At 70.7% G+C, this 25325-nt stretch carries 24 protein-coding genes; 7 read left to right on the top strand and 17 right to left on the bottom strand.

Annotation, left to right across the window (positions count from 1 at the left end; translation table 11 throughout):
- Nucleotides 1–8: 8 nt before the first annotated feature.
- The 10 genes from mpaD to JOD54_RS09660 all read right to left on the bottom strand — a co-directional run bounded on the left by mpaD (nt 9) and on the right by JOD54_RS09660 (nt 9056).
- On the bottom strand, nt 9–1268 hold the full coding sequence (mpaD, locus tag JOD54_RS09705; protein ID WP_204450207.1) for a daptide-type RiPP biosynthesis aminotransferase: 1260 nt from the start codon (nt 1266–1268) through the stop codon (nt 9–11).
- A 42-nt stretch (nt 1269–1310) separates the two neighbouring features.
- Nucleotides 1311–2057 carry an SDR family NAD(P)-dependent oxidoreductase gene (locus tag JOD54_RS09700; RefSeq protein WP_204450206.1) on the bottom strand — a complete coding sequence of 249 codons (747 nt, stop codon included), beginning with the start codon at nt 2055–2057 and terminating at the stop codon, nt 1311–1313.
- Nucleotides 2054–3244 carry an outer membrane protein assembly factor BamB family protein gene (locus tag JOD54_RS09695; protein ID WP_204450205.1) on the bottom strand — a complete coding sequence of 397 codons (1191 nt, stop codon included), beginning with the start codon at nt 3242–3244 and terminating at the stop codon, nt 2054–2056. Before JOD54_RS09695 ends, JOD54_RS09700 begins: the two co-directional genes overlap by 4 nt.
- Nucleotides 3245–3276: 32 nt before the next feature.
- A complete protein-coding gene (locus JOD54_RS09690; protein WP_204450204.1) occupies nt 3277–4521 on the bottom strand; it encodes a hypothetical protein in 1245 nt (414 codons plus the stop codon).
- Nucleotides 4521–5216, bottom strand: coding sequence for a pentapeptide repeat-containing protein (locus JOD54_RS09685; RefSeq protein ID WP_204450203.1), 696 nt, complete (start codon nt 5214–5216; stop codon nt 4521–4523). The genes JOD54_RS09690 and JOD54_RS09685 overlap by 1 nt, the downstream gene beginning before the upstream one ends.
- 25 nt (nt 5217–5241) lie before the next feature.
- Nucleotides 5242–5886 (bottom strand): DUF6445 family protein, encoded by a 645-nt coding sequence (locus JOD54_RS09680; RefSeq protein ID WP_204450202.1) that lies wholly within the window; start codon nt 5884–5886, stop codon nt 5242–5244.
- Complete coding sequence (locus JOD54_RS09675; protein ID WP_204450201.1) at nt 5876–6379, bottom strand: hypothetical protein; 504 nt, start codon at nt 6377–6379, stop codon at nt 5876–5878. Before JOD54_RS09675 ends, JOD54_RS09680 begins: the two co-directional genes overlap by 11 nt.
- Entirely contained in the window at nt 6372–7034 is a 663-nt protein-coding gene (locus JOD54_RS09670; protein ID WP_204450200.1) for an O-methyltransferase, read from the bottom strand. Before JOD54_RS09670 ends, JOD54_RS09675 begins: the two co-directional genes overlap by 8 nt.
- Complete coding sequence (locus tag JOD54_RS09665; protein WP_204450199.1) at nt 7031–8803, bottom strand: M3 family metallopeptidase; 1773 nt, start codon at nt 8801–8803, stop codon at nt 7031–7033. The genes JOD54_RS09670 and JOD54_RS09665 overlap by 4 nt, the downstream gene beginning before the upstream one ends.
- A gap of 85 nt (nt 8804–8888) precedes the next feature.
- Nucleotides 8889–9056: a hypothetical protein gene (locus JOD54_RS09660; RefSeq protein WP_204450198.1), complete on the bottom strand. Its 168-nt coding sequence runs from the start codon at nt 9054–9056 to the stop codon at nt 8889–8891.
- Between the two features lie 534 nt (nt 9057–9590).
- Between JOD54_RS09660 and JOD54_RS09655 the strand changes: the two genes are divergently transcribed.
- A complete protein-coding gene (locus JOD54_RS09655; protein ID WP_204450197.1) occupies nt 9591–10985 on the top strand; it encodes an MATE family efflux transporter in 1395 nt (464 codons plus the stop codon).
- A 27-nt stretch (nt 10986–11012) separates the two neighbouring features.
- Nucleotides 11013–12032 carry a 3-oxoacyl-ACP synthase III family protein gene (locus JOD54_RS09650; protein WP_204450196.1) on the top strand — a complete coding sequence of 340 codons (1020 nt, stop codon included), beginning with the start codon at nt 11013–11015 and terminating at the stop codon, nt 12030–12032.
- 6 nt (nt 12033–12038) lie between these two features.
- On the opposite strand, the gene JOD54_RS09645 is transcribed toward JOD54_RS09650, so the two are convergent.
- From JOD54_RS09645 to JOD54_RS09635, 3 genes are all read right to left on the bottom strand, one after another.
- On the bottom strand, nt 12039–13133 hold the full coding sequence (locus JOD54_RS09645; protein WP_204450195.1) for an alpha/beta hydrolase family protein: 1095 nt from the start codon (nt 13131–13133) through the stop codon (nt 12039–12041).
- A gap of 65 nt (nt 13134–13198) precedes the next feature.
- Nucleotides 13199–13687 carry a hypothetical protein gene (locus JOD54_RS09640; protein ID WP_204450194.1) on the bottom strand — a complete coding sequence of 163 codons (489 nt, stop codon included), beginning with the start codon at nt 13685–13687 and terminating at the stop codon, nt 13199–13201.
- A gap of 211 nt (nt 13688–13898) precedes the next feature.
- Nucleotides 13899–14366: a helix-turn-helix domain-containing protein gene (locus JOD54_RS09635; protein ID WP_204450193.1), complete on the bottom strand. Its 468-nt coding sequence runs from the start codon at nt 14364–14366 to the stop codon at nt 13899–13901.
- 381 nt (nt 14367–14747) lie between these two features.
- Here JOD54_RS09635 and JOD54_RS09630 point away from each other — a divergent pair, with 381 nt between their 5' ends.
- Complete coding sequence (locus tag JOD54_RS09630) at nt 14748–15500, top strand: type VII secretion system-associated protein (RefSeq protein WP_204450192.1); 753 nt, start codon at nt 14748–14750, stop codon at nt 15498–15500.
- 187 nt (nt 15501–15687) lie between these two features.
- Here the strand turns inward: JOD54_RS09630 and JOD54_RS09625 are convergent, their stop codons facing one another.
- Nucleotides 15688–17001, bottom strand: a complete 1314-nt coding sequence (locus JOD54_RS09625) for an aminotransferase-like domain-containing protein (RefSeq protein ID WP_204450191.1) — start codon at nt 16999–17001, stop codon at nt 15688–15690.
- 76 nt (nt 17002–17077) lie between these two features.
- On the opposite strand from JOD54_RS09625, the gene JOD54_RS09620 reads away from it, so the two are divergent.
- Both JOD54_RS09620 and JOD54_RS09615 read left to right on the top strand, forming a co-directional pair.
- Complete coding sequence (locus JOD54_RS09620) at nt 17078–17764, top strand: alpha/beta fold hydrolase (RefSeq protein ID WP_204450190.1); 687 nt, start codon at nt 17078–17080, stop codon at nt 17762–17764.
- 50 nt (nt 17765–17814) lie between these two features.
- A complete protein-coding gene (locus JOD54_RS09615) occupies nt 17815–18360 on the top strand; it encodes a PadR family transcriptional regulator (protein ID WP_204450189.1) in 546 nt (181 codons plus the stop codon).
- Here the strand turns inward: JOD54_RS09615 and JOD54_RS09610 are convergent.
- Nucleotides 18326–18754: a very short patch repair endonuclease gene (locus JOD54_RS09610; RefSeq protein WP_204450188.1), complete on the bottom strand. Its 429-nt coding sequence runs from the start codon at nt 18752–18754 to the stop codon at nt 18326–18328. The two genes, JOD54_RS09615 and JOD54_RS09610, sit on opposite strands and share 35 nt — an antisense overlap.
- 168 nt (nt 18755–18922) lie before the next feature.
- On the opposite strand from JOD54_RS09610, the gene JOD54_RS09605 reads away from it, so the two are divergent.
- On the top strand, nt 18923–20803 hold the full coding sequence (locus JOD54_RS09605; protein ID WP_307859920.1) for a trypsin-like serine protease: 1881 nt from the start codon (nt 18923–18925) through the stop codon (nt 20801–20803).
- A 95-nt stretch (nt 20804–20898) separates the two neighbouring features.
- Entirely contained in the window at nt 20899–21801 is a 903-nt protein-coding gene (locus JOD54_RS09600; RefSeq protein WP_204450187.1) for a hypothetical protein, read from the top strand.
- A gap of 172 nt (nt 21802–21973) precedes the next feature.
- On the opposite strand, the gene JOD54_RS09595 is transcribed toward JOD54_RS09600, so the two are convergent.
- Both JOD54_RS09595 and JOD54_RS09590 read right to left on the bottom strand, forming a co-directional pair.
- On the bottom strand, nt 21974–23557 hold the full coding sequence (locus JOD54_RS09595; RefSeq protein ID WP_204450186.1) for a S8 family serine peptidase: 1584 nt from the start codon (nt 23555–23557) through the stop codon (nt 21974–21976).
- 155 nt (nt 23558–23712) lie between these two features.
- The gene (locus tag JOD54_RS09590) at nt 23713–25302 is read right to left on the bottom strand and encodes a S8 family peptidase (protein WP_204450185.1); all 1590 of its coding nucleotides are present in this window, start codon (nt 25300–25302) and stop codon (nt 23713–23715) included.
- Nucleotides 25303–25325: the final 23 nt, after the last annotated feature.

Below are 25325 nucleotides of genomic sequence, written 5' to 3'. Positions count from 1 at the left end.
CAGCGGATCTAGTGTTCGTGGAAGTAGCGCTTGATCCCCGCGCGGATGCTCGCGAACAGCTCGGCGACGTCCTCATCGGTGTAGACCAGGGCGGGGAGCAGCTGGAAGCAGCTCGGTCCGGGGTGGACGATCGCCCCCTCCGCGCGAATGGCCGCGACCAGTGCGGCCACCTCGTCGTCATCGAGTTCGCTGTTACCCGGTCCGCGGACCATGGCGGCGCGTAGGCAGCCGCGGCCCGAGGTGGCGACCACCTCGGAGGTGTCCGCGATGAGGTGAGCCAACTCCGTGTCCAGGCGGGCACTCAGACCGGCGTTGAGCGCGGCGGCGTCCAACCGCCGCATCTCGGCGAGGGTGGCGAGGATGGCGGCCGCGGCGGGCGGGGTGCCCGCCTGGGTCTCGCCGTGGCCCAGGACCGCTTCCGCGTCAACGAAGGCCTCGGCCACCCGGTGGGAGACGATCACCGCGGAGGCGGCCACCGTGCCGTTGGTCAGCCCCTTGGCCGTGATGATCAGATCGGGGGGCTCCGGCCAGGCCTGGCTGGCGAAGAACGGGCCGACCCGCCAGAAGCCGGTGGTCACCTCGTCGGCCACCAACAGGAAGCCGTGTTCCTCGCGCAACCGCAACAGGTCGGCGATGTAGGCGTCCTCCAGCACGAGAGCGGGTGTGCCGATGACCGGTTCCACCACCACAGCGCCGATGCGCCCGGGGTGCTGCTGCAGCAGTCGGGTCAGTTCCCCGGTGTCGTTGGGGCTGACGTGGGTGACGAGCCTGCGATCGATGCCGTAGACCCGATGGCCCAGGTCGCCGCTGGTGAGCGCGGCAGCGCCGAAGGTCAGGCCGTGCCAGGCGCCGTGCAGACCGATGATGCCCTTGCGCGAGTGCTCGCCGCGCAGCGCGAAGAAGTGCCGGACCACCTTCATCGCCAGGTCGTTCGCGGCTCCGCCCGAGGTGGAGAACAGCACCCGGCCGAACTGCTCGGCGCCCGCGGCCGTGACCAACGCGTCGGCGGCCCGGCGAGCGTAGGTGTTCTCGTAGCGCCACACGCTCAGGTACGAGGCGTCGAGCAGCGCGTCGTGGACGGCGCCCGCGATCACCTCGTTGCCGTAGCCCAGGACGCAGTTCCACAGCCCGCTCGTGGCGCACAGCAGGGTGCGGCCGTCGGCGAAGGTGATCCGGGTGCCGTTGGCCGACACCGTGCAGTACCGGTCGTCGCCCTGGTTGCGGACCGGCGTCATGTGCGGCCACAGCGCTTGGGGTCGTGCGGTCATCGCGTCCTCCTTCGTCACGGGTCAGGGTGGGTGGGCCGCCGGTCAGATGAGGGAGCCCGCCGAGCCGCCGTCGAGCCTGCAGACCATGCCGTTGGCCGCGGGGCCGAGTTCGGCGAGGTACTCGACGCTGCGGTGGCAGCTGTCGAAGTCGATCAGGTCGTCGATGACGTAGGACGGGTTCGACTTGCGCAGGTACCGGCGGGTCACCTCAGCGGTGTCGACGCCGAGGCGCTGGGCGACCCGCTCGAACTCGGCCAGCTTGCCCGGGTCGGGCAGCGGGCCGAGCAGGAGCGTGGCCACGCTGGTGTCGGTGGACCGGTGGATGTCGGCGAGCGACGTGGTCAGCACCCGCAGCGCTGCCTTGGTCGCGGCGTAGCAGCCCGCGTGCTTGCCCGCGCGGTAGATCGAGTCCGAGTTGATCACCACGCACGAGGTGAACCGGTCGGTCGCGCGGGTGAGCAGTCCGTGCAGCAGCCGGTAGGGCGCCACGGCGTTCACCCGGAACATGGCCTCCAGCGCGGCGGGATCGGGCATCGGGTCGCCGTGTGCCGGACCGTAGCTGACGGCGTTGTGCACGATCAGGTCGTAGCCGGGCGCGTCGGCCACGAACCGGTCGACCGCGTCCAGGTCGGCCAGGTCCAAGCGGCGGTAGTCGATCTCGCCCGCGTGCGGCACCTCGTCGGCGGGCCTGCGGCCGGTGCCGACCACCGACCAGCCCGAGGCCGCCAGGCGGCAGGCCACGTGCGCGCCGAGGCTGTGGCTGGCACCGATCACCAGGGCTCGTTTCACCGTTGCTCCTCGTCGGCGGTGGGGCGGAACCGGTGGTGGTAGAGCACCCCGGAGTACGAGCCGCAGTACATGCTGCCGTCCGGGGACACCACCGGTGTGACGTCCATGGCGGGGTCGTGCTCGGCCAACCCGAGCAGTTGGCTGGTTTCCCAGAGGAACCGGCCGTCCGCGCGCCGCAAGCCGACCGCGTTGCCACCGGCGGTCACGGCGGCGAAGTCGCCGTCGGGCAGCACGGTGAACGAGGTGTACTCGCGCGGCGCGTACCCGGCTGCCCGCCAGGCGAGGCGGGGCGCGGTGACGTCGATGCCGTGCGCGGTGCCGTCTTGCGTGCCGACCACGAGGAAGTCCCCTGACACAGCGGGACTGGCGACCACCTTGCCGCCGAGGTCCACCGCGCCGCGCGGTTGACCGCTCGCGGTGTCCAGCAGCAGGCACTGCCCGTTGACCGAGCACACCGCGACCAGCCCGCGTCCGCCGAGCACCGCGGGTGATGCCTTCACCGCGTGCCCGATCTCGTGCTGCCACCGCACAGAGCCGTCCGGCTCCAGGCACAGCACGTGCTCGGCGCAAGCGACGACGACCCCACCATCCTCAGTGGACACAGGGCTGGCGTACGCGTCCCTGGCCGCGGCCGAGCCGCCGTACGCGGCGTGCCACGGTCGCGGGAGGTCTCGGGTGAAGCGCACCTCGCCGGTCGCGAGGTCGAGCCCGAGGCACCGGCTGCCGAAGGTGGCGACCACCAGCAGGTCGGCCGCGGGTACGACGGCGGGCGCGGCGTGGACCGCCGACCCCGTCTCGACCTGCCAGGCGAACAGGCCGCGCAGGTCGAGGGCGGCGACGTGGCCGTAGGTCGTGGACACCACAACGCGGCGCCTGACGTGGTCGGCGACCAGCGGGGCGTAGACCGGACCGCCGACCTGGCGCTCCCAGTACACCTTCGCCAGTGAGCGCTCGTAGAAGCGGACCCGGCCGTCGTAGGTGCCGACGACCACCCCCACCCCGGGGACCGCGACCGGTGACGCGCAGACCGGCACCGGGATGTCCGCCCCGGTGCGCGTGTCCCGGTGCGCCAGTTGGACGTAGCCGCAGACCGCGGGTTCGGTTGTCCACCTCACCTGCGGTGTGGGGCTCGGGGACAGCGGCAGCACCGTGCGCACCGGGTCGTGCCGGAACGCTGGCCCTGTCACGGCCACGTCAGTGGCGACACTGGTCTGTCCACTCACGACACTGCCTGTGCCTGTTCGGCGCGCTCCAGGGCCCGCTCGAAGGAAGCGGCGGAAGGGTGCGCGGTGTGTCGAGCGCAGCGCAGCCCGGCGCTGAGCACCTCGACGTTGCCGGGCACAAGCCCCGCGAGGCGCTCGTACGCGGCGAGTGCCGCGCCGGGCTCCCCCACCTTCTCCCAGCAGGAAGCGGACTTCAGCAGGTGGTGACCGATGTAGGGCTGGCCGACCGCGACGGCCGCGTCGTAGAGTTCCGCCGCCTCCCTGGGGTGGCCGAACCGCACGTAGGCCTCGGCGAGCTCGCCGTAGCTGACCGACCACGCCGGGTCGAGTTCGATCAGGGCGCGACCCGCGGCGACGGCGGCGTCGAAGTCCCCGGTCACGTACATGTGCTCCTTGAGCGATGACTCGTGGTAGGTCTTGATCGTGTTGAGCTCGTAGGCCCTCGGCCGCACGCGGACCGTCTCCTCGGCCGCGGATCGAGCCTGTTCCATGTACTCCCGGGTCTTCGCGGGCATGCCCTTGGCTGCGGGCAGCATGGCCAGTCCCCGGTACCACGACGAGATCCCGGCGAGACCGTCCGCGCCGAGCCGGTCGGTGATGGCGCTGCCGACCTTGACGCTCCAGCGGAAGTCGTCGACGGAGACCTCCTTGCGCTTGAGGTACCACACGACCGCCTGCGTGCAGGCGTCGAGCGCGCGACCGGGCGGCACCGCGCCCGCGGTGATCGCGGCCCGCATGGTCGCGAACGCCGCGGCCGACCGGTCCAGCTCGTCGAAGCGGTTGGCGACGATGAAGTCCAACCAGGCGACCTCGAACCGGTCCCGGTCGTCGCGGACCCGACCGGCGGCCAGGGCGAGCACGTCGGTGGCCAACTCGAGGCGGACAATGCTGACCAGCGCCGAGGCGAGGGTCACCAACCCGACCAGCGGCAGGTCGGCGCGGTGGTCGAGCGCGTCACCGAGTTCACGGGTGGCGGCGGTCGGCCGGTGGCGCAGCAGGGCGAGGTCGTCGTAGGGCAGTCCCTCGAGCACCGCGATCTCTTGGAGCACGGGGGTTTCGAAAACCTGGGTGAACTCGTAGCCGTAGCGGGTCCAGTCCGCCTCGGCGAACGAGGTCACGCAGGCGCGGGAGAAGATGTCCGGTTCGCGCCCCGGTACCCGGGTGTACTCGAGGCCCAGGACGGTCTCCTGGAACGCGTTGCGCTGGAACGGTTCTGCGTGGGAACGCGGTTCGGTGGCCATCACGACACTCCCGTCGTCCGGGGCTGTGGCGCCGCCTTCGCGGTCGCCGTGGTCACCCGCTTGCCCTCCAGGTCGCTGGCCCGGTCCAGCTCGACCCCGTCGAGGAACGTGTGCGAGACGTCGACGTCCCAGAAGTACGAGTCGGCGAGATCGGCGCCGCGCAACGCGGTGCGCACGCAGGTCGTGCGTTGCAGGTCGGCGTGCACCAGTGCGGTGCGGCGCAGGTCCGCCTCGGTCAGGTCCGCGCCGAGCAGGCTGGCCCGACGCAGGTCGGCCCCGGACAGGTCCGCACCCGACAGGTCGGCGCCGGAGAGGTCGGCCGCCACCAGGTCGGCGCCCCGCAGATCCGTTTCGCGCAGGTCGGCGCCCGCGAGGCGGGCACCGGGCAGCCGTGCGCCGCGCAGATCGGCGTACGACAGGTCGACCTCCGTGTCGGCTTCGCGCAGCAATCGCCACCCGTCCACCACCCACACCGCGCCGTCTCCGCGGGCGAACAGCAGCACGTGCAGGCCGTGCCCGGCCGTTGACAGCTCCGCCGCGCTCGTCCCCGATCGCAGCGCCGCGAGCTCGGCGGCGACGTGTTCCCGTGGGTCGATCACCAGCGCCGTGACGGGGTCGACCGCGACGAGCGCGCAGTCAGCTGTCGCAGGCACGCCGGTACACGCGATGGCCGCGAGGCCCAGCAGTGAGCGCATGTCGCTGTCCCCTCTCGTGGATGGGCTACCGGTCGGCGAGCGCGTAGGCGGGTTGGCCCACCTTCGCCCGCTCGTTGAAGAAGAAGCTGTGGGTCAGCCGCGAGGTGGCGAAGTCGTCGCCGCTGCCGCCGAGCGGGGCGTGGTAGAACTCGCAGCCCCGGAACAGGATCAGCCGGTTGTAGACCGGGGCGATCGACGTCGTCAGCTCCCACTTGGCGAAGTCCGCGTCATCGCGCGCGACGACCCGCTGCTGGAACTCGTGGGCGTCGGCGAACCCCAGCGCCCTGGCCTCGCGGTCGGTCGGCGGCCGCTCGACCCCGGTTTCCCGGTGCCGGAAGAAGCCGGTGCCCGCGCTGCCCGCGTTCTCGGTCAGGTAGACCATCCCGGCCCAGTCGATGTTGATGTCGGCGTGCACCCGGCTCCGGCGGCCGGACTCGCTGGTGATGAACCGGAACCCGCCCCAGGTGAAGCGGGACCGGTCGACCTGCACGTGCGCGCCGATCAGCGCCTCGAAGGTGCGCTTGATCGCGTCGCTCTCGACGTTGACCCTGGTCTGGTAGCCGGGGTAGCGCGACGCGGTGATGTCGGCGTACTCGGACTCCAGCGCGCGGCGGCGGATGACCTCGGGCTTGGGGTAGAAGTCGTCGACGACGATGACCCTACTTCGCACGGCCGTTCCCCTCCTCGGCTCGCTCCGCCACCGGGCGGAGGTCGAAGTCGTACTCCTGGCACAGCCAGCCGTCGGCGGGTTCCAGGCCGAACCCAGCGGTGAGGCCGCGCCGCACCGAGGCGGCCCGCAACAGCACCGCCCGGTTGAAGCGCAGCGGCACGAACGCGCTCTCGAACCAGTCACCCGATTCCGGGTGGGCCCGCCAGAGCGAGATCCCCGCGCCCGGCGGCGGGGTCGCGGACAGGCACACGACGGCGACCCACTCGGCGGGGTCGGTGCGCGGCCGCTCGTCGGCGGGCACGTCGGCACCCCGGTGGACCACCCGGCCCGCGTCCGGTCCCAGCGCGATCCGGTCCGGCGCCGCACCGAGCACCGCCGCGACGCGGGAGAGCGAGTCGGCGTCGACGCCCGCCGGGTCGCCAGCGAGCGCGCGAGCGCGGACAGCGGTCGGGTTGGGGTGGAAGTCGTCGACGACCTCGAAGGTTTTACGCACGGTCCCAGTCCTTGTAGCTCACCAGGAGGCCGTGGCCGGTGCCCACGAACGCCGAGAACAGGCGTGCGCCGCGGCCCACCGCGCGCACGTAGGTGTCGATGGCGGCGGCCTCCCGGTCGGGGTCGACACCCGGCTGCGACTCGCCGCTGAAGTCGCCACCCGGCGCGACGTCGTCGGCCACCAGCAGCCCGCCCGGGCGCAGGAGGGGGAAGCACGCCTTCAGGTACTGGGGGTAGGACTTCTTGTCCGCGTCGATGAACACCATGTCGACGCTGTCCGGTTCGAGGCCCGCGAGGTAGGTCGTGGCGTCGGCGGTCACCACCTCGACCCGGTCGGCGACGCCCGCCTCCCGCAGGTACCGCTCGGCGAGCGCGGTGCTCTCCGCGTCGACGTCGATGGTGATCAGCTTCCCGCCGGGCGGCAGCCCCCTGGCGATGTGGATCGCCGAGTAGCCGAACAGGGTGCCCACCTCGACCACCAACCGCGGGCGGTGCAGCATCGTGAGCAGTTGCAGCACCCTGGCGCCGTTGTCGTCGACCTGGATGGCGGGCAACCGCTGCTCGAGCAGGGCGTCGCGCAGGACACCGTCGAGCACGGCGTCCCTGGACCCCAGCCTGGAGCGGATGTAGCTGTCGGGGCTCGTCGTGGGGCTCACCGGCCCAACCTCCTCAGCACGTCGTCGTAGAAGGTGAACATCGACTCGATGTCCGGTTTGCTGGACGGCTCGTCGTAGTCGAAGCAGGCGTCGAACGCGCCGTCGAACTCGGCGGGGTCCAGGTCGGCGAGGTGGCGGTCCATGATCGGACCGAACTGCTCGGCGCTGGCGGCGAAGCTGCGGGTGTAGGCGAAGGTGGCGCCGGGGTTGGCGTTGATCATCGGCCTGCTGAAGTAGACCGGGAAGTCGCCGAGCGAGCAGTGCGCCGCGACACCGAACCGGTCGTCCAGCCGCTGGAACGCGCCGCGCAGCCCACCGGCCGCGCCGCTGTGCACCTCGAAGTCGAGGGCCGCGGTGACCGCGCGGTCGACGTGGGTCCTGCGGTACTCGAGCACCTTCACCCGCTGGCAGAAGGCCACCCCGGCCAGTTCCGGCTCGGACAACCCCAGGTGGTCGACGAAATCCGGGTGGTAGACCCACTTCTCGGTCCACATGCTCAGGTCCTCGATGCGCTCGAGCGGCACGTAGTCCAGCCCGGACACGGTCGGCAACCGCTTGCGCAGCAGGATGTGGTTGATGGCGTGGCCGGTCTCGTGGAAGAGGCTGTGCACGTTCTGGAACGTGATCAGCTCCCGGCCGCCCGGCCGCCGGTGGAAGCGGCAGGAGACGTAAGCGATCGGCAGCTGCACGACCTCGCCCCACTCGACCCGGCCGCGGATGCCGCTGGTGGAGTTGGCCGCCCGGTCGCGGCCGGAGTCCCACAGGTCGAAGTTGACGTAGCCGACCACCTCGTCGCCGCGCCGCACGGCCACCGTGAGCACGTGCGGCCCGGAGTCGGCCACCGGCCGCATGTCGAGCCCGAAGGTCCTGGCGACGACCTGGTAGACGAAGTCGAGGCAGTGGTGCAGGTCGAACAGCGGGACCACCACACCGCGCTGCAGCTGCCGGACGTAGTGTCCGAAGTGGTCGATGGGCGAGTCGAGGTCGCCCAGCGCCGCACGGATGTCGTCGAGCAGTGACTCGTGCCTGGCGACAGCCGCGGCGACGTAGCCGTCGACGAGTGAGCGAGCGTCCTGTTCGGACAGGTCGCACCGGCTCATGGTCTGCGCGAGCGCACTCGGGAAACCGGCGGCCCGGCTGATCTCCTGCCGGGTGGCCACCAGTTGGTCGACCGTCTCGACCAGATCGCCGAGGCGCTTGTCGCGCAACGCGGTCATCGCCGCGGACAGCTTCGAGCGGCGGGCGGCGTCGGGTGTCGCGCTGATCAGCGCGTAGCTCGCGGTCTCGGGCGTGCCGGTGCCCGGCTCGACCCCGAGCCGCGACAGCAGCGCGAGCTGATCGCGCTGACCGGCCGAGACGATCTCCTTCGCCCGCTGCTGCAACTGGTCGAGCTCGGCGGCGCGGTCGTGGTCGGCGGCCAGCCGCTCGGTGAGGTGCCGGACGTAGGCGTCCAGGCACACGGCCACCTCCGGGTCCGCGCACCGCAACCGCCCGCACAGGTCGAGCAGCCGCCGGTCGAGCTCCTCGTCGCCGAAGAACGCCTGCCGGAAGGGCAGCAGCGCGCTGTGGTCCACGTGCTCCTCGTTCGACTCGAGGTAGAGGAACACGTATGCGGCGTTGTCGTAGATCGCGGCCACCTCGACGAAGGTGTCCTCGGTCAACTCCGGCGCGGCGAGGATCTCCCCGAGCCGGTCGCGCATGCCCCGCAGGATGGCGCGGGTCTCGGCGAGGGTTTCCTGGTCGAGCGGCGTCAACGTGTCCAGTCGCACCTCGGACCTCCAGGCTCGGGTGGCACCGCGGGTCGACGTGGCCGTGCGGGCAGGGCCCTGCCCGCACGGCCACGCACAGACCGCGTTAGGCCGTGGTGACCTCGGTCGCGTTCAGGATGGCGTCCAGTTCGGCGTCGATCTCGCTGCTGAACAGGACTCCCGCGCCGGTGCCACTGGCCTCCGCCTCGAAGAACACCTCAGCTGTGACGGCGGGGAAGAACGCCGTCTTCTTCGCGAGCGAGTAGTTGGACATAACACACCCCGATTCTTGTCATTCGAACACAGGGGAACATGGCGCGACCACGGCGCCTGAAATGAATCACTACCCCAGCCTTGCCGATCCCCAGGACGGTCCGGCGAACCAGCGCCGAACACCAACCGACGCTACCCGCAGTCGCCGCCCCAGACAACACCCACAACGCGATTCATCGATTCCCGGGAGTTCACACTCCTTATATGTCAACGAATTCCTAGGTGCCGCAGCCACCAAGCGGAACACCGGAAAGGGGGTTACGATCGCGCGCGCCGGTCACGGACCGTCGCCCCGACGGCCGCAATTGCGCTGATCTCGTGAACGCCCGGCAAGTGAGTTGCGACGGATCGGCGTCGCGGTAGGGTGGCGTAGACGGGTAATCGCGCGTGCAATGCCGCGCCCGTTTCACCGGGGGGAACACCAATAGGCGCCCCGGCGGCGTGGCCGCGTGCGCGATATCGACACACTCGGGAAGGATCGGGGATTGGTGTTGAAAGCGGCGAAACGGGCTGATCCGAACCCCGGCCGGGCGCGGTGAACGCGCTCCGCGGGCCCGCCGCGCACACCGAGCTGACCAGGCGCAACTACTCGAGCTTCGCCTTCGTGGTGCTGGTGACCTCGTCGGTCGGCGTCGGCTACGGCGCGATCGACCTGGCGATGATCGCCCCGTTCGGCGTGCGGTACGTCGCGGCCGTCGGGCTGGCCGACCTCATCGTCATCGGCATCACCTCCTACGCGGGCGGTCTGGTCGCGGTGTTCGCGAGCAGGCTGGCCATCGCCGAGGGCGAGGGCACCACACCGCGCAGGCTGCCGGTGCTGGCGGGGTCGTTCCTGCTGTGCGCGCTGGTGTTCGAGGCGGTGGCGGTGGGGCTGTCGTTGGCCATGGGGTGGTTGTTGCGGGTGGCCAACCAACCCGTGGAGCTCATCCCGCTCGCGGTCGACTACGCGACAGTCGGCCTGGCGGGCATGGTGGTCACGGTGGTGTGGGCGGCCACCAACGAGGCGCTGCGGATCTGCGGGATGAAGAACATCTCGTTCGTCGTGCTCGCGTGCGGTTTCGTCGCCAACGCCGCGCTCGACTACGTCGCGCTCTACACCCCGGTGGCGTCGCTGTTCGCCTCGCCCGCCCAGGCGGTCGCGGTGGTGTCGGTGGTGGTCTACACGGCGATCGCGATCACCGGCATCGTGGTCTTCGCGCGGCTGATGCGGGCCCGCACGAACCTGGCGCCGCGCGCGGACCGGGCCGAGGTGGTGACCGAGTTCCGGTCCATGGTCTGGGTTTCGCAGGGCGTCGGTGTGCGCAACCTCAACGACTACATGGGCGCGATCCTGCCGTTCATCTTCATCGGCACCCTCGGCCCGCAGGCCGTGGCGGCGTCGGTGGTCGGCGCGAAGATCTACACGTTGTTCTGCCGCCTCCCACAGGCCTGTGTGGCGGGCACGTCGGTGTTCTACGGCTACCAGGTCGGTCGGGGCTCGTCCGCGCCGCAGCTCAAGGCGCACGGGCGCACGCTGCTGCTCTACACGGCGGTGCCGACCGCGATCGGCACGGTGCTGGTGCTGGCCTGCTCGCCGTGGCTGGTGCGCCTCTTCGGCGGCGGCCCGGAGATCGACACGGGCGCGGCGGTGATGATGCTGGTCGCGTTCATGGTCACCATCCCGCTCTACGTCCTGGAGTACACCTACACCGCGGTCCTGACCGTGCACCAGCGGGGCGCCCTGATGTCGACCATCTCGACGACGGCCACCTACCTGTTCACCATCCCGCTGGCCTGGTTCGCCGTGTTCGTGCTCGGCTCGGCGTTCTGGGCGATCGCGCTCGGCGGCATCGTGGCCTCGACGGTGATCGTCGTCTGCTACGCCAGAACGCTCTACCGGGACCACTGGGGGCAGCCGGTCCCCGCGTCCGCCGAGGCGGCGGGCGCCTGATCATCCGTTGGCGGAGGGGGTGGGTCGATGCCGCACGACTTCGGCATCGTGGGGCTGGGCACCAGCCTCGGTGAACCGCGGGACGTGCCCACTGCGGCGCGGCGGGCCGGGTTGAACCCGGCGCTGGTGGCGACGATGGGGTTCCGCACGTACCACCAGGCCCCGGCGGGCGTGCTCACGACCGACCTCGCGGTCGCGGCCGCCCGGGCGGCGCTGACCAAGGCAGGCGTGCCCGCCGCGGACGTCGACCACATCGTGGTCGCGTCCGGGGCCGTCCCCGAGTACCACGACTGGGACCTCTCGGCCGCCGTCGCGCGGGACCTCGGGACTCCCGAGGTCCCGACCCTGGTGCTCACCCAGTCCTGCCTCTCAGCGGTGCACGCGTTCCAGTACATCGCCGGGCAGTTCGCGATCCGGGCCGAACTGCGGACGGTCCTGCTGGTGTCGACCGAGCGCAACGCCGCCGAGCACGCCCACCGGTTGGGCAACGGCACCACCGCGATCAGCGACGGGGCCGTCGCCGCCGTCCTGCGGCGCGACCACCCCGGCCTGCGCTGGCTGGCGACCGAGCAGATCACCGACGCCCGCTACGCCGACTTCTTCCGCCTGGAGTACGGCGGCAACGCCAGGCCCACCGCACCACCCGGCCGGGACAACCGCTCGATCGACCCGGCGCACGCGATCTTCCGCCACTTCGACGGCGACGCCGCCCGGTTCTCCGAGTACGCCAAGAGCACCGACGCCAGGGTCGCCGACGTGGTTGACCTCGCCTGCGAGCGGGTGGGCCTGGCCAGGGCGGACCTGGCCAAGGTCATCCTGCTCAACGCGAACCAGGTCGCGATGGGCAAGTACGCCGAGGTGCTCGGAATCCCGCTGACCAAGACCAACGCGGATCTCGCGAGCGTGCTCGGGCACTTCGGCGGAATGGACCCCTTGGTCGCGCTGGACATCTACACCGGGAACGGGACGCTGACGCCGGGCGATGTGGTCGCGCTCGCGGGCATGTCGTCGGGTTTGCACTGGTTCTGCACGTTGCTGCGGGTGTGAACAGGGCTATCTCCGCCAGCGGATTGTGACCTCTGGGTACCTGGCGGAGGGGCGGTCCAGGATGGCGGTGGGGATGCCTCGGAGGTGGCGGTCAAGGAAAGCCCGGGTGTAGGTGCGTTGGAGCTCAGTGGCCCGAGTGGGGGTGGCTGTGCCGAAGAGTTCGGTGAAGATGTCGGCGGGAAGATCCCGCAGGTTTCCGGGGGCGATGTAGTGGGGGGCGTCGGTGAAGCTGTAGTGGCCCATGGTGGACGTGGCTAGGTGGCGGGACCAGGTGTGTTGGGTGTTGGCCCATTCTGTCCACGAGTCGAACTGCCATTCGCCGGTGAGCAGTAGTGCCGGAACCGGCACGGGGGTCACCGGGGACGGGAGGCCGCCGTCGAGGTTGGCCGCGGCTTGGATTCTGGGGTCGGTGCGGGCGGCTTCGAAGGCGGTGGCGCCACCCGCGGAGTGGCCGATCGCGGCGACCCGGTGGGGGTCGGCCAGGCGGCGGCGGAGGAGTTCGGTGAGGACCGAGGACAGGTCGGCGGCGCGAACGCGGATGGCGGCGGCCACGTCTTCGGGGGACTGCTCGGGGGGCACGCTGTGGTAGATGACGCGACCGTCGGGGAACTTCACCGCGGCGGCTTCGTAGGTGTGATCTACGGAAGCTACAAGGTAACCGTGGCTGGCCAGGTCTTCCGCGAGAGCCGTGGTCGTGAGGCGCGAGCCGGCGTAGCCGTGACTGAACAGGACCAGAGGCAGCCGGTTGGAGAGCGTGGGAGCGTCGCGCAACGCGTTGGAAGTGATGGCGCGCAAGGAGTCTTGGGGTGCGCCTAGCGCCGCTTCAAGAGATCTGGTGACCTCTGTGGGCGCGTACTCCGCCCGCGCACCTCGCGTTGTCCAGGTGGGGTACCAGAGTTGCACCATCACCTCACGCGGCCGAGGCGTCGGCGCCCAGGTATCCACTCTGGACTGATCGACGACGTGCAACGCCTTGGTCCCGACGGGGAACAGCCCGGTGGGACTCGGCAGGCGGACGGCGGGCGCGGCGGTGGCCGGGACGGCGAGCAGGGTCTGCGCGCACACCAGGGCGAGAAACAAACCAGCCAAACGGGACCTCATGCCGCGTGACGGTAGCGACAACAGCCGATTTGGTCTAGACCTATGTTCCCCGCCCCGGGGCGGGCTCAGGCGCGGAAGTGGGCGGTGGCGGTGAGCGCCGGAGCGGTCGGAGCACCGCAGCGGTGGGTGATGGCGACGTCCAGAGCGGTGAGGCGGCCGGTGCTGGCGTCGCGCTCCAGGGTGCCGATGGTGAACTCGGCGTGGTCCTCGCCGCAGGCAAGGCCGTTGCTGATGACGGTGATGCCCGCGTTCTCCGGGTGCAGGTACCGGTTGGTGACACCGGTGTAGGTCCCCGGCGCGAGCGGGGCGCCGTCCGCGCCAGCCAGTTCGACCACCAGCCAGGTGAAGCCGTTGTCCGTCTCGCCGTCGACCGTGATGACGTTGTCGTGTTCCCAGGCGCGGACCTCTTGCACCGGGGTGGCCCACTCGCCGCTGGTTGCGCTGACCGGGAAGGCACCCGGCTCAGCGGCGAAGCTGAGGCTCGCCCCCGGGTCTCCCCCGGCGGGCAGGATGCTCGCGACCGCCACGGCTACGGCCCCCAGAACGATTCCCATGACTCCCCTTCCACGACCCGCCCTCGACTGGGCGGGGTCGCCACCGAGCTTGCCGGGCGAGGTGGTGGGAATCGGTGGAGGTTCGGCGCAGGTCCGGTGATCGACCGCGAACCCGCCGGTCGTCCTGGTTCCTCCGGGTGACGCGGCGGTTCGGTTGGCACAGCGGACAACCGCGCGGGCGCGCCAGTGGGAGCCGTGGCGGAACCGGTGGCTAGTCCTTGCCGCGCTTCTTGGCGTTGAGCACGGCGCTGTGCCGGTACGCCTCGGCGGTGGTCGGCGAGTTCGACGGGACCGGCTCGGTGAACGAGCGGATCAGGTTGACCACCGCCTGCCGCTGCTCCTCGGTCAACCGCATCACCAACTCGCGGACCTCGGTCACCGTCGCCGTCGGCCGCCCGGCGCGGGCCGGCTCGTACTTGGTGGGGTCGAGGTTGGCCAGCTCCAGCGCCTCTGACGGGTCGATGTCCACCGCGAGCGCCGCGTTGATCACCGTGTCCGCCTTGGGCCGGAACGGCTTGCGGTCGGCGCGCCGCCCGCTCTCCAACTGCTGCCACGAGGTGCGCGAGAACCGGGCCTTCTGGGCCGCGTCCTCCTGCGACCAGCCCTTTTCGTCCCGCGCTCGCCGCAGCAATTCCCCGAGTGGCCAAGAATTGGGGTCTTCGCCGTCCCGACCGGTCATGGCGCAGATGATCCCGCATGCCAAGCCGCAACACGACAGCGAAACGCCCTTCCGGATGTGTTGCCTATTGTTTCGTAAATGTAGGCAGGCGTTGTGTCTACTGTGGACAGAAAGATCGGCTGATCACACCGCTGCGGACCGCCAAACCCGGCGCAGGCACCCGGACCCCCGAGCACCGGACTGGGCCGAACGTGTCACCGCCGCGGTCCACGGAGCCGGACGGGGTGGCCCGGCTCGGCCATCGGAGTGACGCCCGCACACCATCCGGCCTGGTGAACGCGACGCGCGCGCGGGCCCGTCACTGCGTCCCCGGCAACCAATTCTCGTACTCTGCGAGTGAGGGGTAAGGATCCACCGCGGACCGAGGAGGGTGCTCCACCGATGTCGACACCGCACCGACCCCCGATCACCCCGGCCCTTCGGGCGGAGGCCAAGGCGGCCCCCAGCAGCTGGCTGCCCGCCGTGGCCGAGGACGGGCAGGTCGCGGGGCGGTACCTGGTGGACGCCGACGGCGAGATCACCGACGAGTTCGTGCCCAACCCGGCCTATAGGCCACAGTGGTCCCCGCCGATCACGCAGGAAATGCGCTCCTACGCCCTGGGCCGCCCCGGCGGCTGGGTCGAGGTGTACGACCCTTCGCACCCAGGACCGGATACACCCGATTGGGCGTTGGTCGGCCGATACCCGGTCAACGCCCGGGGCGGCGTCATCCCCGCCTTCGAACCCAACCCGCACTACCGCCCGTCCCCGGTGGCCCTCGGCTGGCCCGAACCCCGGTCGGAGGCGGAGGCGGTGCTGCAGCTCGCGCACACCGGGCAGATCGAGTACCGCGAAGCCGTGATCGCCGTCCTCGCGGCAACGCTGGTACTGCCCGCCGACCCGACCCGGCCGCCTCGAACCCGACTGGTGGTCCGAGGCCGGGTCGTCGACGCGTTCGCCACCGAAGAGGCCGTCCCCCCGGACTGGCCACCCCACTGGCAAACCTTCAGCGGCGTCGAGGTCGCCATCCACATCGACCGCCTGGCCGACCAGTTCGGCGGACCACCGGACCTGCTGCTGCACGCCGCCCCCGACCTGCAGGTGCGCATCCCGGGAGCCGTGCTGATCGAAGCCCTCCGCCTGGTCGCGGGCTGAAGATCGCGATCCACACCGGCTAACTGGCAGGCCGAACAAGTCGGCGGCTGCCCCACCGACCGCTCCGGGCGGAAGGGGCGGCGAAGATCGCGATCCACACCGACCGGCTGGAAGATCCCGATCTGCAAGGTGCGCATCGAGGCCCCGCGACTGTCGGCGGGCGTGGTGCTGTGCAGCTAGGGCCCGGTCAGTCCAGGCCTGGTTCTTGGGTGGCTGCCAGGTCGGCCAGGTGGGTCAGGGCTGCTGCCAGGGCGGGTAGTGGGGGTGAGGCCAGGGCCAGGCGGACCGCTTGGGGGGCTTGGGTGGGAGGCACCGCGAACGAGGCGCCGGGGGTGATGGCTATGCCCGCGCGGGCCGCGGCGGCTACGAAGGTGTCTGCGCGCCAGGGGTCTGGGAGTCGCCACCAGAGGTGGTAGGCGCGGGGGTCGGATTGGATGTCGAAGCCCGCCAGGTGTTGGGCGGCCAGGGCTTGGCGGGTGCGGGCGTCGGCGCGTTTGTCGGCGAGGAGGCGGGCGGCGGTCCCGTCCGCCGACCAGCCGGTCATGGCGGCCAGGGCCAGGTGTTGGGGCGCCCAGCCGCCGGAGCGGATGGTGTTGATCACGTGGGTGCGCAGGGACGGGGTCACGACCGCGAAGCCGACGCTCAGGCCGGGGGCGATGCGCTTGGAGAGGCTGTCCACCAGCACGCCGTGTTCGACGAGGGACCACAGTGGTGGGTCGTCGTGCAGGAAGCCGTAGATCGCGTCTTCGATCAGCGGGATTCCCTTGGCGCGCAACACCTCGGCGATCTCGGTCCGCCTGGTCGCGCTCATGGACACGCCCAAGGGGTTGTGCAGCGCGGGTTGCAGGTAGACCGCACCGAGCGGGCCCGCCGACCGCACCGCGTCGGGGGTCACTCCCCACTCATCGGTGGCGAGCGGGACCAGCACGACGCCCAGGCGCGCGGCGATGCCCTTGACCACCGCGTAGGTCACGTGTTCCACCCCCAGCCGCTCCCCCGGCGCGACCAGCGCGGCGACCGCGCCCGCGATCGCCTGCCGACCGTTGCCCGCGAAGATCACGTCGGCCGGTCGGGGCGACCACCCGCCGCGCGCGAGCAATCCGGCCGCCGCCTCCCGGGCCGCCGGGGTGCCCGCCACCCCGACCGACCGCAGTGCCGAGGCGAGCACGTCCTGGCGCAGGACCGCCCGCATGCTGTCGGCGATCACGCCGATGTGCTCGGGCAGGACCGGGAAGTTCAGCTCCAGGTCCACCCGGGCGCCACCCGGTTCGGCCAGCGCCGACTCGGCGACGGCGGGTGCCGCCCGCACGAACGTCCCCCGGCCGACCTCGCCGACGACCAGCCCGCGGCGGACGAGTTCGGCGTACACGCGCGATGCCGTGGACACCGCTATCCGGTGCTGGCGGGCGAACTGCCGCTGGGTGGGCAGCCGGGTCCCCGCGCCGAGCCGCCCGCTGGCGATGTCCTGGGCGATCCGATCCGCGACCGTGCGAAAGTCCATCATTGCTCCGAGGGCATTGTTTTGATTGCACCGACATTCTGCCCCGGTTAGCGTGGTCCCGACAAGGGAGGACGCCATGCTGCTGCTCGTCCACGGCCACCCGTTCGACCGCACGATGTGGGAACCACAACTGGCCGCCTTCAACGCCGTCGCCCCAGACCTGCGCGGCTACGGCACCGCTGAGCCCGCGTCCGGCGTGACCGCGATGGACACCTTCGCCGATGACCTCGCCGCGGTCGCGCCGGAACGGGGCGTGATCCTTTGTGGTCTGTCGATGGGCGGGCAGATTGCCATGGAGTTCCACCGGAAGTACCCGGAGCGCGTTCGCGCGCTCATCCTGTGCGACACCACCGCGCGCGCCGAAACGCCGCTATCGCGGCAAGAGCGCCTAGACATGGCTGATCGCCTTAGTCGCGAAGGCATGGAGCCTTACGCGCGCGAGGTTCTGTGGAAGATGGTCGCGCCCGGAGCCGATGAAGCGGCCGAGCACGTGTTGAAGATGATGCTGTCGGCGCCGCCGGAGGGCGCGGCTGCCGCGCAGAGGGGCCGCGCCGACAGGCCGGACTACCGCGAGTCGCTGAGCGCTCACCCGGTCCCCACCTTGGTCATCGTGGGCAGCGAAGACGTCTACACCCCGCTCGACGAGGTCGCGCTCATCCCGGCCACCCGGCTGGTCGAGATCCGAGGGGCCGCCCACCTGCCCAACCTCGAGCGGCCGGACGAGTTCAACGCCGCCGTGGCCCGGTTCCTGGCCGACCTCTGAGACGCTCATCTCGTTGTAGTGCGACAAAGCGCCTACCTACTGTCCGGTACATGGCGTTGGAGCACGCGATCCTGGTCGCGTTGAGCGAACAGGCGGGTACCGGCTACGAGCTGGCCCGCCGGTTCGACCGGTCGGTCGGTTACTTCTGGCAGGCCACCCACCAGCAGATCTACCGGGTCCTCAACCGGATGGCCGAGGACGGCTGGGTGAGCTCGCGGCACGTCGTGCAGAGCGGGCGGCCGGACAAGAAGGTGTACTCGGTCGTCGACGCCGGTCGCGCGGAGTTGGCCAGGTGGCTCGGTGAGCAGGCACAACCCGCCCAGCTGCGCGACGACCTGGCCGTGAAGATCCGCGGCGCTGGCATGGGCGACGCGGGGGCGGTGCTCGCCGAGGTGGAACGGCACCGGGAGCACCACGCGCAGCGGCTGGCGGTCTACGAGGTCATCGAGCGCACCGAGTTCCCCGAGCGGCACGCGCTGACCGGCGCGCGACTGCACCAGTACCTCACGCTGCGCGGCGGGATCACCACCGAGCGCGGCCTGGTCGCCTGGTACGACGAGGTCAGCGCGGCACTGCGGCGGGACTCGGCGGGCTGAGCGCGACCAGCGCCCGGACGCGGTCCGCGGCGGCCAGCGGGTCCTCGTGCTCCCAGACCCGCACCACCCGCCAGCCCTCGGCGGCGAGCCGGTCGTCGGTGTCGCGGTCACGGCGCCGGTTGCCCTCGATCTTGTCCCGCCAGAACTGCGCGTTGCGCTTGGGCCACGTGGCGTGCTCGGGGCAGCCGTGCCAGAAGCAGCCGTCGACGAACACCGCGACCCTGGCGCGGGTGAAGACGACATCCGCCTCCCTACGGACTGTGCGCACGGGTCGCCGATGCACCCTGTAGCGCAGCCCGAGGGCGTGCAATGCTCTACGGAGAGCCATCTCGATCTCGGTGTCACGGGCCCGCTGCCTGCTCATCCGCTGCCGCACGGCCGCTGTCGACTCCACCGAAACCCCGCCTCTCGCACCTATTTCCGCAGGTACGGATAAAGTTCCGTACCCCTACGGATACCGACCCTGATTGTTCCTCACCGGGCGTCACTCGAAAGTGACCTGCAGCGAACCGCCGCCGTCCCTGCCTAGAGGCGAGCGTTCCTGATCCGGAAAGGAACCATCGTGAAACGAACACCACGGTCCTGGGGTCTGATGGCTCTGGCCGCGGCCACGGTGTTGGTGCCCGTGGGCGCCACCATCGCGAACGCGGCGCAGTCGACCGCCGGTGCCCCGGCGAACGCCCCTGCCGCGAGCTACCTGGGTGACAACGTCCCCGCCAACATCGGCGATGCCACCCCCTCGTTCGTTGGCGGCACGGACGCCACCGTGAGCGAGTTCCCGGGCATCATCGCTGGCATCCGCGCAGGTGGCACTCGTCCCCAGGGCCAGACCTGCACCGGAACAGTCGTCGCCCCGCGCAAGATCCTCATCGCCGCGCACTGCGCCGACGCCGCGGGCGACAAGTCGTTCGTCTACGGCCTCGACGACCTCAAGGACTACAACAACGGATCCGGCACCGGGTTCGCCGTGAAGGCCGTCAGCTACAAGAAGCACCCGAAGTACGTCAACTTCGACCAGGGCTACGACGTCGCCGTCGTGACCGTGGACAAGGACATCGCGCTCAAGGGTGGTGCGGCGTACCCGGCGTTCGCCACCTCGGCCGACTCCGGCGGTGCGGGCCCCGGCAAGACCGCGCAGGGCTTCGGCTACGGCAAGAAGGACTTCAACGACAACTCCGCCGACGTCACCCTCGACAAGGCGAGCCTGCCGATCGTCAACGGCGACTCGGTGTGCCAGGGCGTCGGCGCGGGCTTCAAGTCGGCGTACATGATCTGCGCGGGCTACTCCGACGGCCGCATCACGATCCTGCCCGGCGACAGCGGTGGCCCGCTGATCGTCAACAACAAGATCTACGGCGTCGCGTCGTGGAGCCGCTCGGACTTCAAGTGGTACAGCGTCTACGGCCGCCTCGACAACGAGATGGGCGACTGGGTCAAGTCGGAGGTCGGCACCGTCGACCCGCCGACCGGTGACTTCACCCTCAGCGTGACCCCGAGCAGCGGTTCCGTCGCCGCGGGCAAGTACCTGTCCGCGACCGTCAACACCACCGCGGGCTCCGGCGGAGCCGAGAACGCCACCCTGTCGGCCTCCGGCCTGCCCAGCGGCGTCCAGGCGGTGTTCCAGCCGACCTCGGTCACCACCGGCGGTTCGGCCAAGCTCACCTTCGACGCGTCCGCCTCGGCGCCCAACGGCACCTACGAGGTCACCATCACGGCGTCGACCTCCAGCGGCAAGACCGCAGCGGGCAAGTACTCGCTCACCGTCACCGGTGGCGGCGAGCCGCCGACCGGTGACTTCACCCTCTCGGCCTCGCCGAGCAGCGTGAAGTCCGCCAAGGGCAAGTACATCTCCACCACCATCACCTCGGCCGGTGGCAGCCGCGGCCAGACCATCAACCTCACCGCGTCGGGCGTGCCCTCCGGTGTGAAGGCGGTCTTCCAGCCGACCTCGGTCACCGCCGGTGGTTCGTCGAAGCTGACCCTGGACGTCTCGAGCACCGCCACCGCAGGCACCTCGAACATCACGGTCACCGGCACCGACGCCAACGGCAAGACGGCCACCACGACCGTCGCGCTGACCGTCGAGGGCACCACCGAGCCGCCGACCGGCGACGTCACCGTCACCGCCACCCCGTCCTCGGGTAGCGGCTGGGCGGGCAGCCTGGTGCAGACCACGGTCAAGGCCAGCGGCGGCACCGGCAGCCTGCGGCTGACCGCGACCGGCGCCCCCACCGGCACCCAGGTCACGTTCAACCCGGCGACCGTCGCCCAGAACGGCACCAGCAACGTCTGGTTCTTCACCAACTTCCAGACCCCGGTCGGCACCTACCCGATCACCATCACGGCCACCTCGGCCGACGGGAAGACCGGCAAGACCACGTTCACGCTGACCGTCACCCGTTTCGGGGCGTTCAACGCGGGCACCGCAAGGATCCCCAGCTGATCACCTGACCGGCACGGACGGCAGGCCCCCGACCGGGGGCCTGCCGTTCTTGCCGTTTTCGCCGTTTGAGTGGAGGACCAATGCAGCCATTCCGGATGAGCGACCCCGTGCCGCTGGAGACGTTCCCGACGGTGCTCTCCGGCGCGATCGAGCGCAGCGGGCTGAGCCTGGAACACCTGCAGCGCAAGCTCGCCAACGAGGGCATCCGGGTCAGCCTCTCCACCCTCAGCTACTGGCGCAGGGGCAGGACCCGCCCCGAGCGCCCGGAGTCGCTGCGGGCGGTGGAGGTCATCGAAGAGGTGCTGAAGCTGCCGCACGGGTACCTGGTCGCCCTCCTGGGGCCCCGCAAGCCCCGCGGGCGGTGGGTTGCCAGGGGCGGCCTCGTGCGGCCGCACGAGACGTTGTGGGACAGCACTTCGGGGCTGGCCCCGGTGCTCTCGGAGCTCGCCGAGCCCGCGCCGGGTGAACTGACCTACCTGCACGTGCACGACCAGCACTACCTCGACCACAACGGCAGGGACGTGCGGACCAAGGTGCGGATGCTCGTCCGGTCCGAAGTGGACCGGCTGCGGTCCATGGTGGTGCTGCACCGCGCCGAGGAGCACGACCGGGCGCTGCCCGCGGTGCTCACCGGGTCCGGCTGTGCGGTCGGCCGGGTGCGCCCGGTGCCGTCGAGCCGGTTCACCGTGGCGGAGGTGCTGTTCGACCGGTCGCTGTCGGCCGGGCAGACGGCGATCTTCGAGTACGAGGTGCGGTGGTTCGCGCAGGGCCGGTCGAACCGCTTCTCGCGCGGCTCGCGGCGGGCCTTCCGGGACTACCTGGCCGAAGTCACCTTCCACCCGTCGGCGCTGCCCACGTCCTGCTTCGCCTACGCGCAGGAAGCGGCGGACGAGCCGGAGGTGCACCGGGAGACGCTGGAGCCGGGCTCCTACGGCGGTGTGCACACCTCGGTGCAGAGCTCGGAAGCGGCCATCCACGGCATCCGGTGGACGTGGTGACCACAGCGCCGATGGCGTCCCGGGCTTGAGCCTCCTCAGGACGCCATCGGCGCTGTTGCGGTAACAGGACTTCCCGTGCGATCTCGCTGGGGTGTGTCGCGAGCGCGGTGGAGCACATACGGAAAGGCCCCGGAGCCTTAGCCTCCGGGGCCTCTCTCGGTTCAGCGGACGACTAGACCGTCAGGGTCCAGGTGTCGATGTTGCCGGTGTCGTAGGTGAAGATGTCGGTCACCTGCAGCTTCCAGGTGCCGTTGCGGTTCTCCGCCGAGGCGTCCACCGTGAAGGTCTGGTGGATGCCGGAGGGGGAGCTGGCGCCGCCCGCGCGCTGCAGGCTGTACGCCTGGCCGGACGGGCCGATCAGCAGGACGTTCAGGTCACCGGTGTAGGTGTGGTTGATGTCGACCTTGACCGAGGTCGTGGTCGGCGCCTTGCCGGTGCAGTTGGCGATGGTCACCGAGGAGGAGACCGCGGAGCCGCCGTCGGGGATGGTGACGTCGTCGCCGTTGGTGCCGGGGCCGCAGGTGGGGTCCGGGTCGGGGCCGGGGCCGCCGGTGATGAAGCCGCTGTAGAGCAGCTTGTTCGGCGAACCGGAACCCGGGTTGGTGACCTTGCCGCTGGTAGCGCCGTTCACCAGTGCGTCGCGCAGCGCCTGCGGGCTGGCGGACGGGTTGGCCGACAGGTACAGCGCCGCGACGCCCGCGACGTGCGGGGTGGCCATCGAGGTGCCGGACATGTTGGTGGCGGAGCCGGTGAGGCTCAGCGAGGTGATGTTGTCACCGGGGGCGAAGATGTCGGTGCACGTGCCGTAGTTGGAGAACGAGGCGCGCGCGTCGTTGGCCGAGGTCGCGTTGACCGTGATCAGCGCCGAGTACTTCGCGGGGCCGGTGGAGCAGGCGTCGGCACCGCTGTTGCCGGAGGCGACGGCCATCTGGATGCCCGCGTTGATCATGCCCGCGAGGGCGTCGTCACCGATGTTGGCGGTGTCGAAGGTCCACGAGGCGTTGACCACGGCGGGCTTCACCGCGTTGGCGGTGACCCACTCGATGGACTTGACGCCCGCGGAGTCGGGGGCGCTGGTGCCGCAGCTCTCGCCGAGCATGCGGACCGAGACCAGCTTGGCCTTCTTGGCCACGCCGTAGGTCTTGGAGCCGATGGTGCCCGCGACGTGGGTGCCGTGGCCGGAGCAGTCGATGCCGTTCTGGTTGTCACCGACGAAGTCGGCGCCGACCGAGGCGCGGCCCTCGAACTCGGCCAGCGAGGTCTTGATGCCGGTGTCGGTGACGTAGACCGTCACGTTCGACGCGCTGCCGCTGGGGTAGTTGTACTTCTTGTCGACCGGCAGGTTCGCCTGGTCGATGCGGTCCAGGCCCCAGGTGGGGTTGTCCTGCACGTCGAGGGCCTTGGCGGTGCCGTCCTGGTAGACCTTCTTGACCGTCGGGTCGGCCGCCAGCTGGCGGGCCTTGGCGTCGGTGAGGCCCTTGACCTGGAAGCCCTGCATCGACTTGGAGAACACGTAGTCGAGGTTGCCGCCGTACTTCTGGACCAAGCCGGACGAGGCGGCCTGGATGCTCGCGGCGGTCATCGACGCGGTCGGCTTGAGCGACACGATGAAGCTGCCGCCCGCGGCGGGCTGCTTGGCCCGCACGAAGTCGGCTTCGGCGGCGGTCGCCGGGGTGGCGATGGCCACCAGGGCGGCGGCGATGGACGCCGCGCCGAAGGCCGCGAGCACGACTCGCCCGCGAGTGGATCGTTGCATGAGAGGAGGTCCTTCCACGATGGTCGACAGCCGTGCGCGCACGGCCGAACAGGGTGTTCGCCCTTCATGGACCGGGCACCCGGCGCGAACGGGTCGCACCGCGCGCCGGGTGCCCGGGGTCTGCTACCGCCTGGGAGGGGCGGTCAACCGGAGCCCTAGAAGGTCAGGGTCCAGGTGTCGATGGTGCCGACGTCGTAGGTCAGCACGTCGGTGACCTGCAGCTTCCAGGTCCCGTTGCGGTTCTCCGCGGACGCGTCGACGGTGAAGGTCTCGTGGATACCGGCGGCGGAGCTGGCGCCACGGGCCTTCTTCAGGTTGTAGGTCGCGCCGGACGGGCCGATCAGGTCGACGACCAGGTCACCGGTGTAGGTGTGGTTGATGTCGACCTTGACCTTGGTGGCGGTCGAGGCCTTGCCGGTGCAGTTGCTGACGGTCACCGGGGAGTTCACCGCGGTGCTGGTGTCCGGGATGGACACATCGGTGCCGTTGGTGGCCGCGTCGCAGGTCGGGTCCGGGTCGGGACCGCCGCCGCCGATGAAGCTGACGTTGAGCAGCTTGTTCGGCGAGCCCTTGAGGTCGGTGACCTTGCCGGAGGTGGCGTTGTTCACCAGCGCGTCGCGGACCTGCTGCGGGGTGGCAGACGGGTTGGCCGACAGGTAGAGCGCGGCGGCACCGGCCACGTGCGGGGTGGCCATCGAGGTGCCGTTCATGGTGGCCGTGCTGCCGCCGTTCTTGGTGGACAGGATCGCCGAACCGGGCGCGAAGATGTCCAGGCAGGTGCCGTAGTTGGACTCCAGCGAGCCCGCGGTCCAGATGGAGCGCTTGTCAGCGTTGTCGGAGGCGCCAACGGTGATCGCCTCCGGCACGCGGGCCGGGCTGGTGTTGCAGGCGTCGCCCGCGTTGTTGCCCGCGGCGAGGGCGAAGGTGACGCCCGCGGAGATGCCGCGCTTGATCGCGTTGTCCACCGAGGTGTCCGCGCCACCGCCGAGGCTCATGTTGGCGACAGCGGGCTTCTTGGCGTTCTGGGCGACCCAGTCGATGCCCTTGATGATCACCGAGTACGCGCCGTTGCCGGAGCAGTCGAGCACGCGGACCGCGACCAGGTTGACCTTCTTGGCCACGCCGTAGGTCTTGGAGCCGACGGTGCCCGCGACGTGCGTGCCGTGGCCCTGGCAGTCCGAGGCGTCGGCGTCGTTGTCGATGAAGTCGTAGCCGTCCTTGGCCCGGCCCTCGAACTCCGTGTGCGCCTTGTAGATGCCCGTGTCCAGGATGTACGCGGTCACGTTGGAGGCGGTGTTGCCGTAGGTGTACTTCTGGTCCAGCGGCAGGTTCGTCTGGTCGATGCGGTCCAGGCCCCACGTCGGGTTGGTCTGGGTGTCCGACATCCTGGCGACGCCGTCCTGCTGGACGTAGGCCACCGACGGGTCGGCCGCGAGCCGCTTGGCCGCCGCCTCGTCCATCTTCACCGCGAAGCCGCGCAGGGACGCGACGTAGGTGTTGCTGACCTTGCCGCCGTGCTTGCGGGCGAGGTCGAGCGCCTTGGCGTTGGTGGTCGGGGCGTCGGAGGCGCCGTCCTTGAACACCACGATGTAGCTGCCCGCGATGGGCTGCGCGCTGCTCAGGATCGAGCCGGTCGCCTGCTGGGCCGCCGCTGGGCTGGTCACCGCGGCCACGATGGCCACCGCGGTCGCGCCAGCGGCCACCCCGGCCGCGACGACTCGCCGGGTCTTGCGATCAAGTCGCATCTGGGCTTCTCCATTTCCGCTCC

This window comes from Actinokineospora baliensis (assembly GCF_016907695.1).
Lineage (GTDB): Bacteria > Actinomycetota > Actinomycetes > Mycobacteriales > Pseudonocardiaceae > Actinokineospora > Actinokineospora baliensis.
The sequence above is the reverse complement of the archived record's forward strand: the minus strand, read 5'-3'. Positions and strand labels throughout refer to the sequence as shown.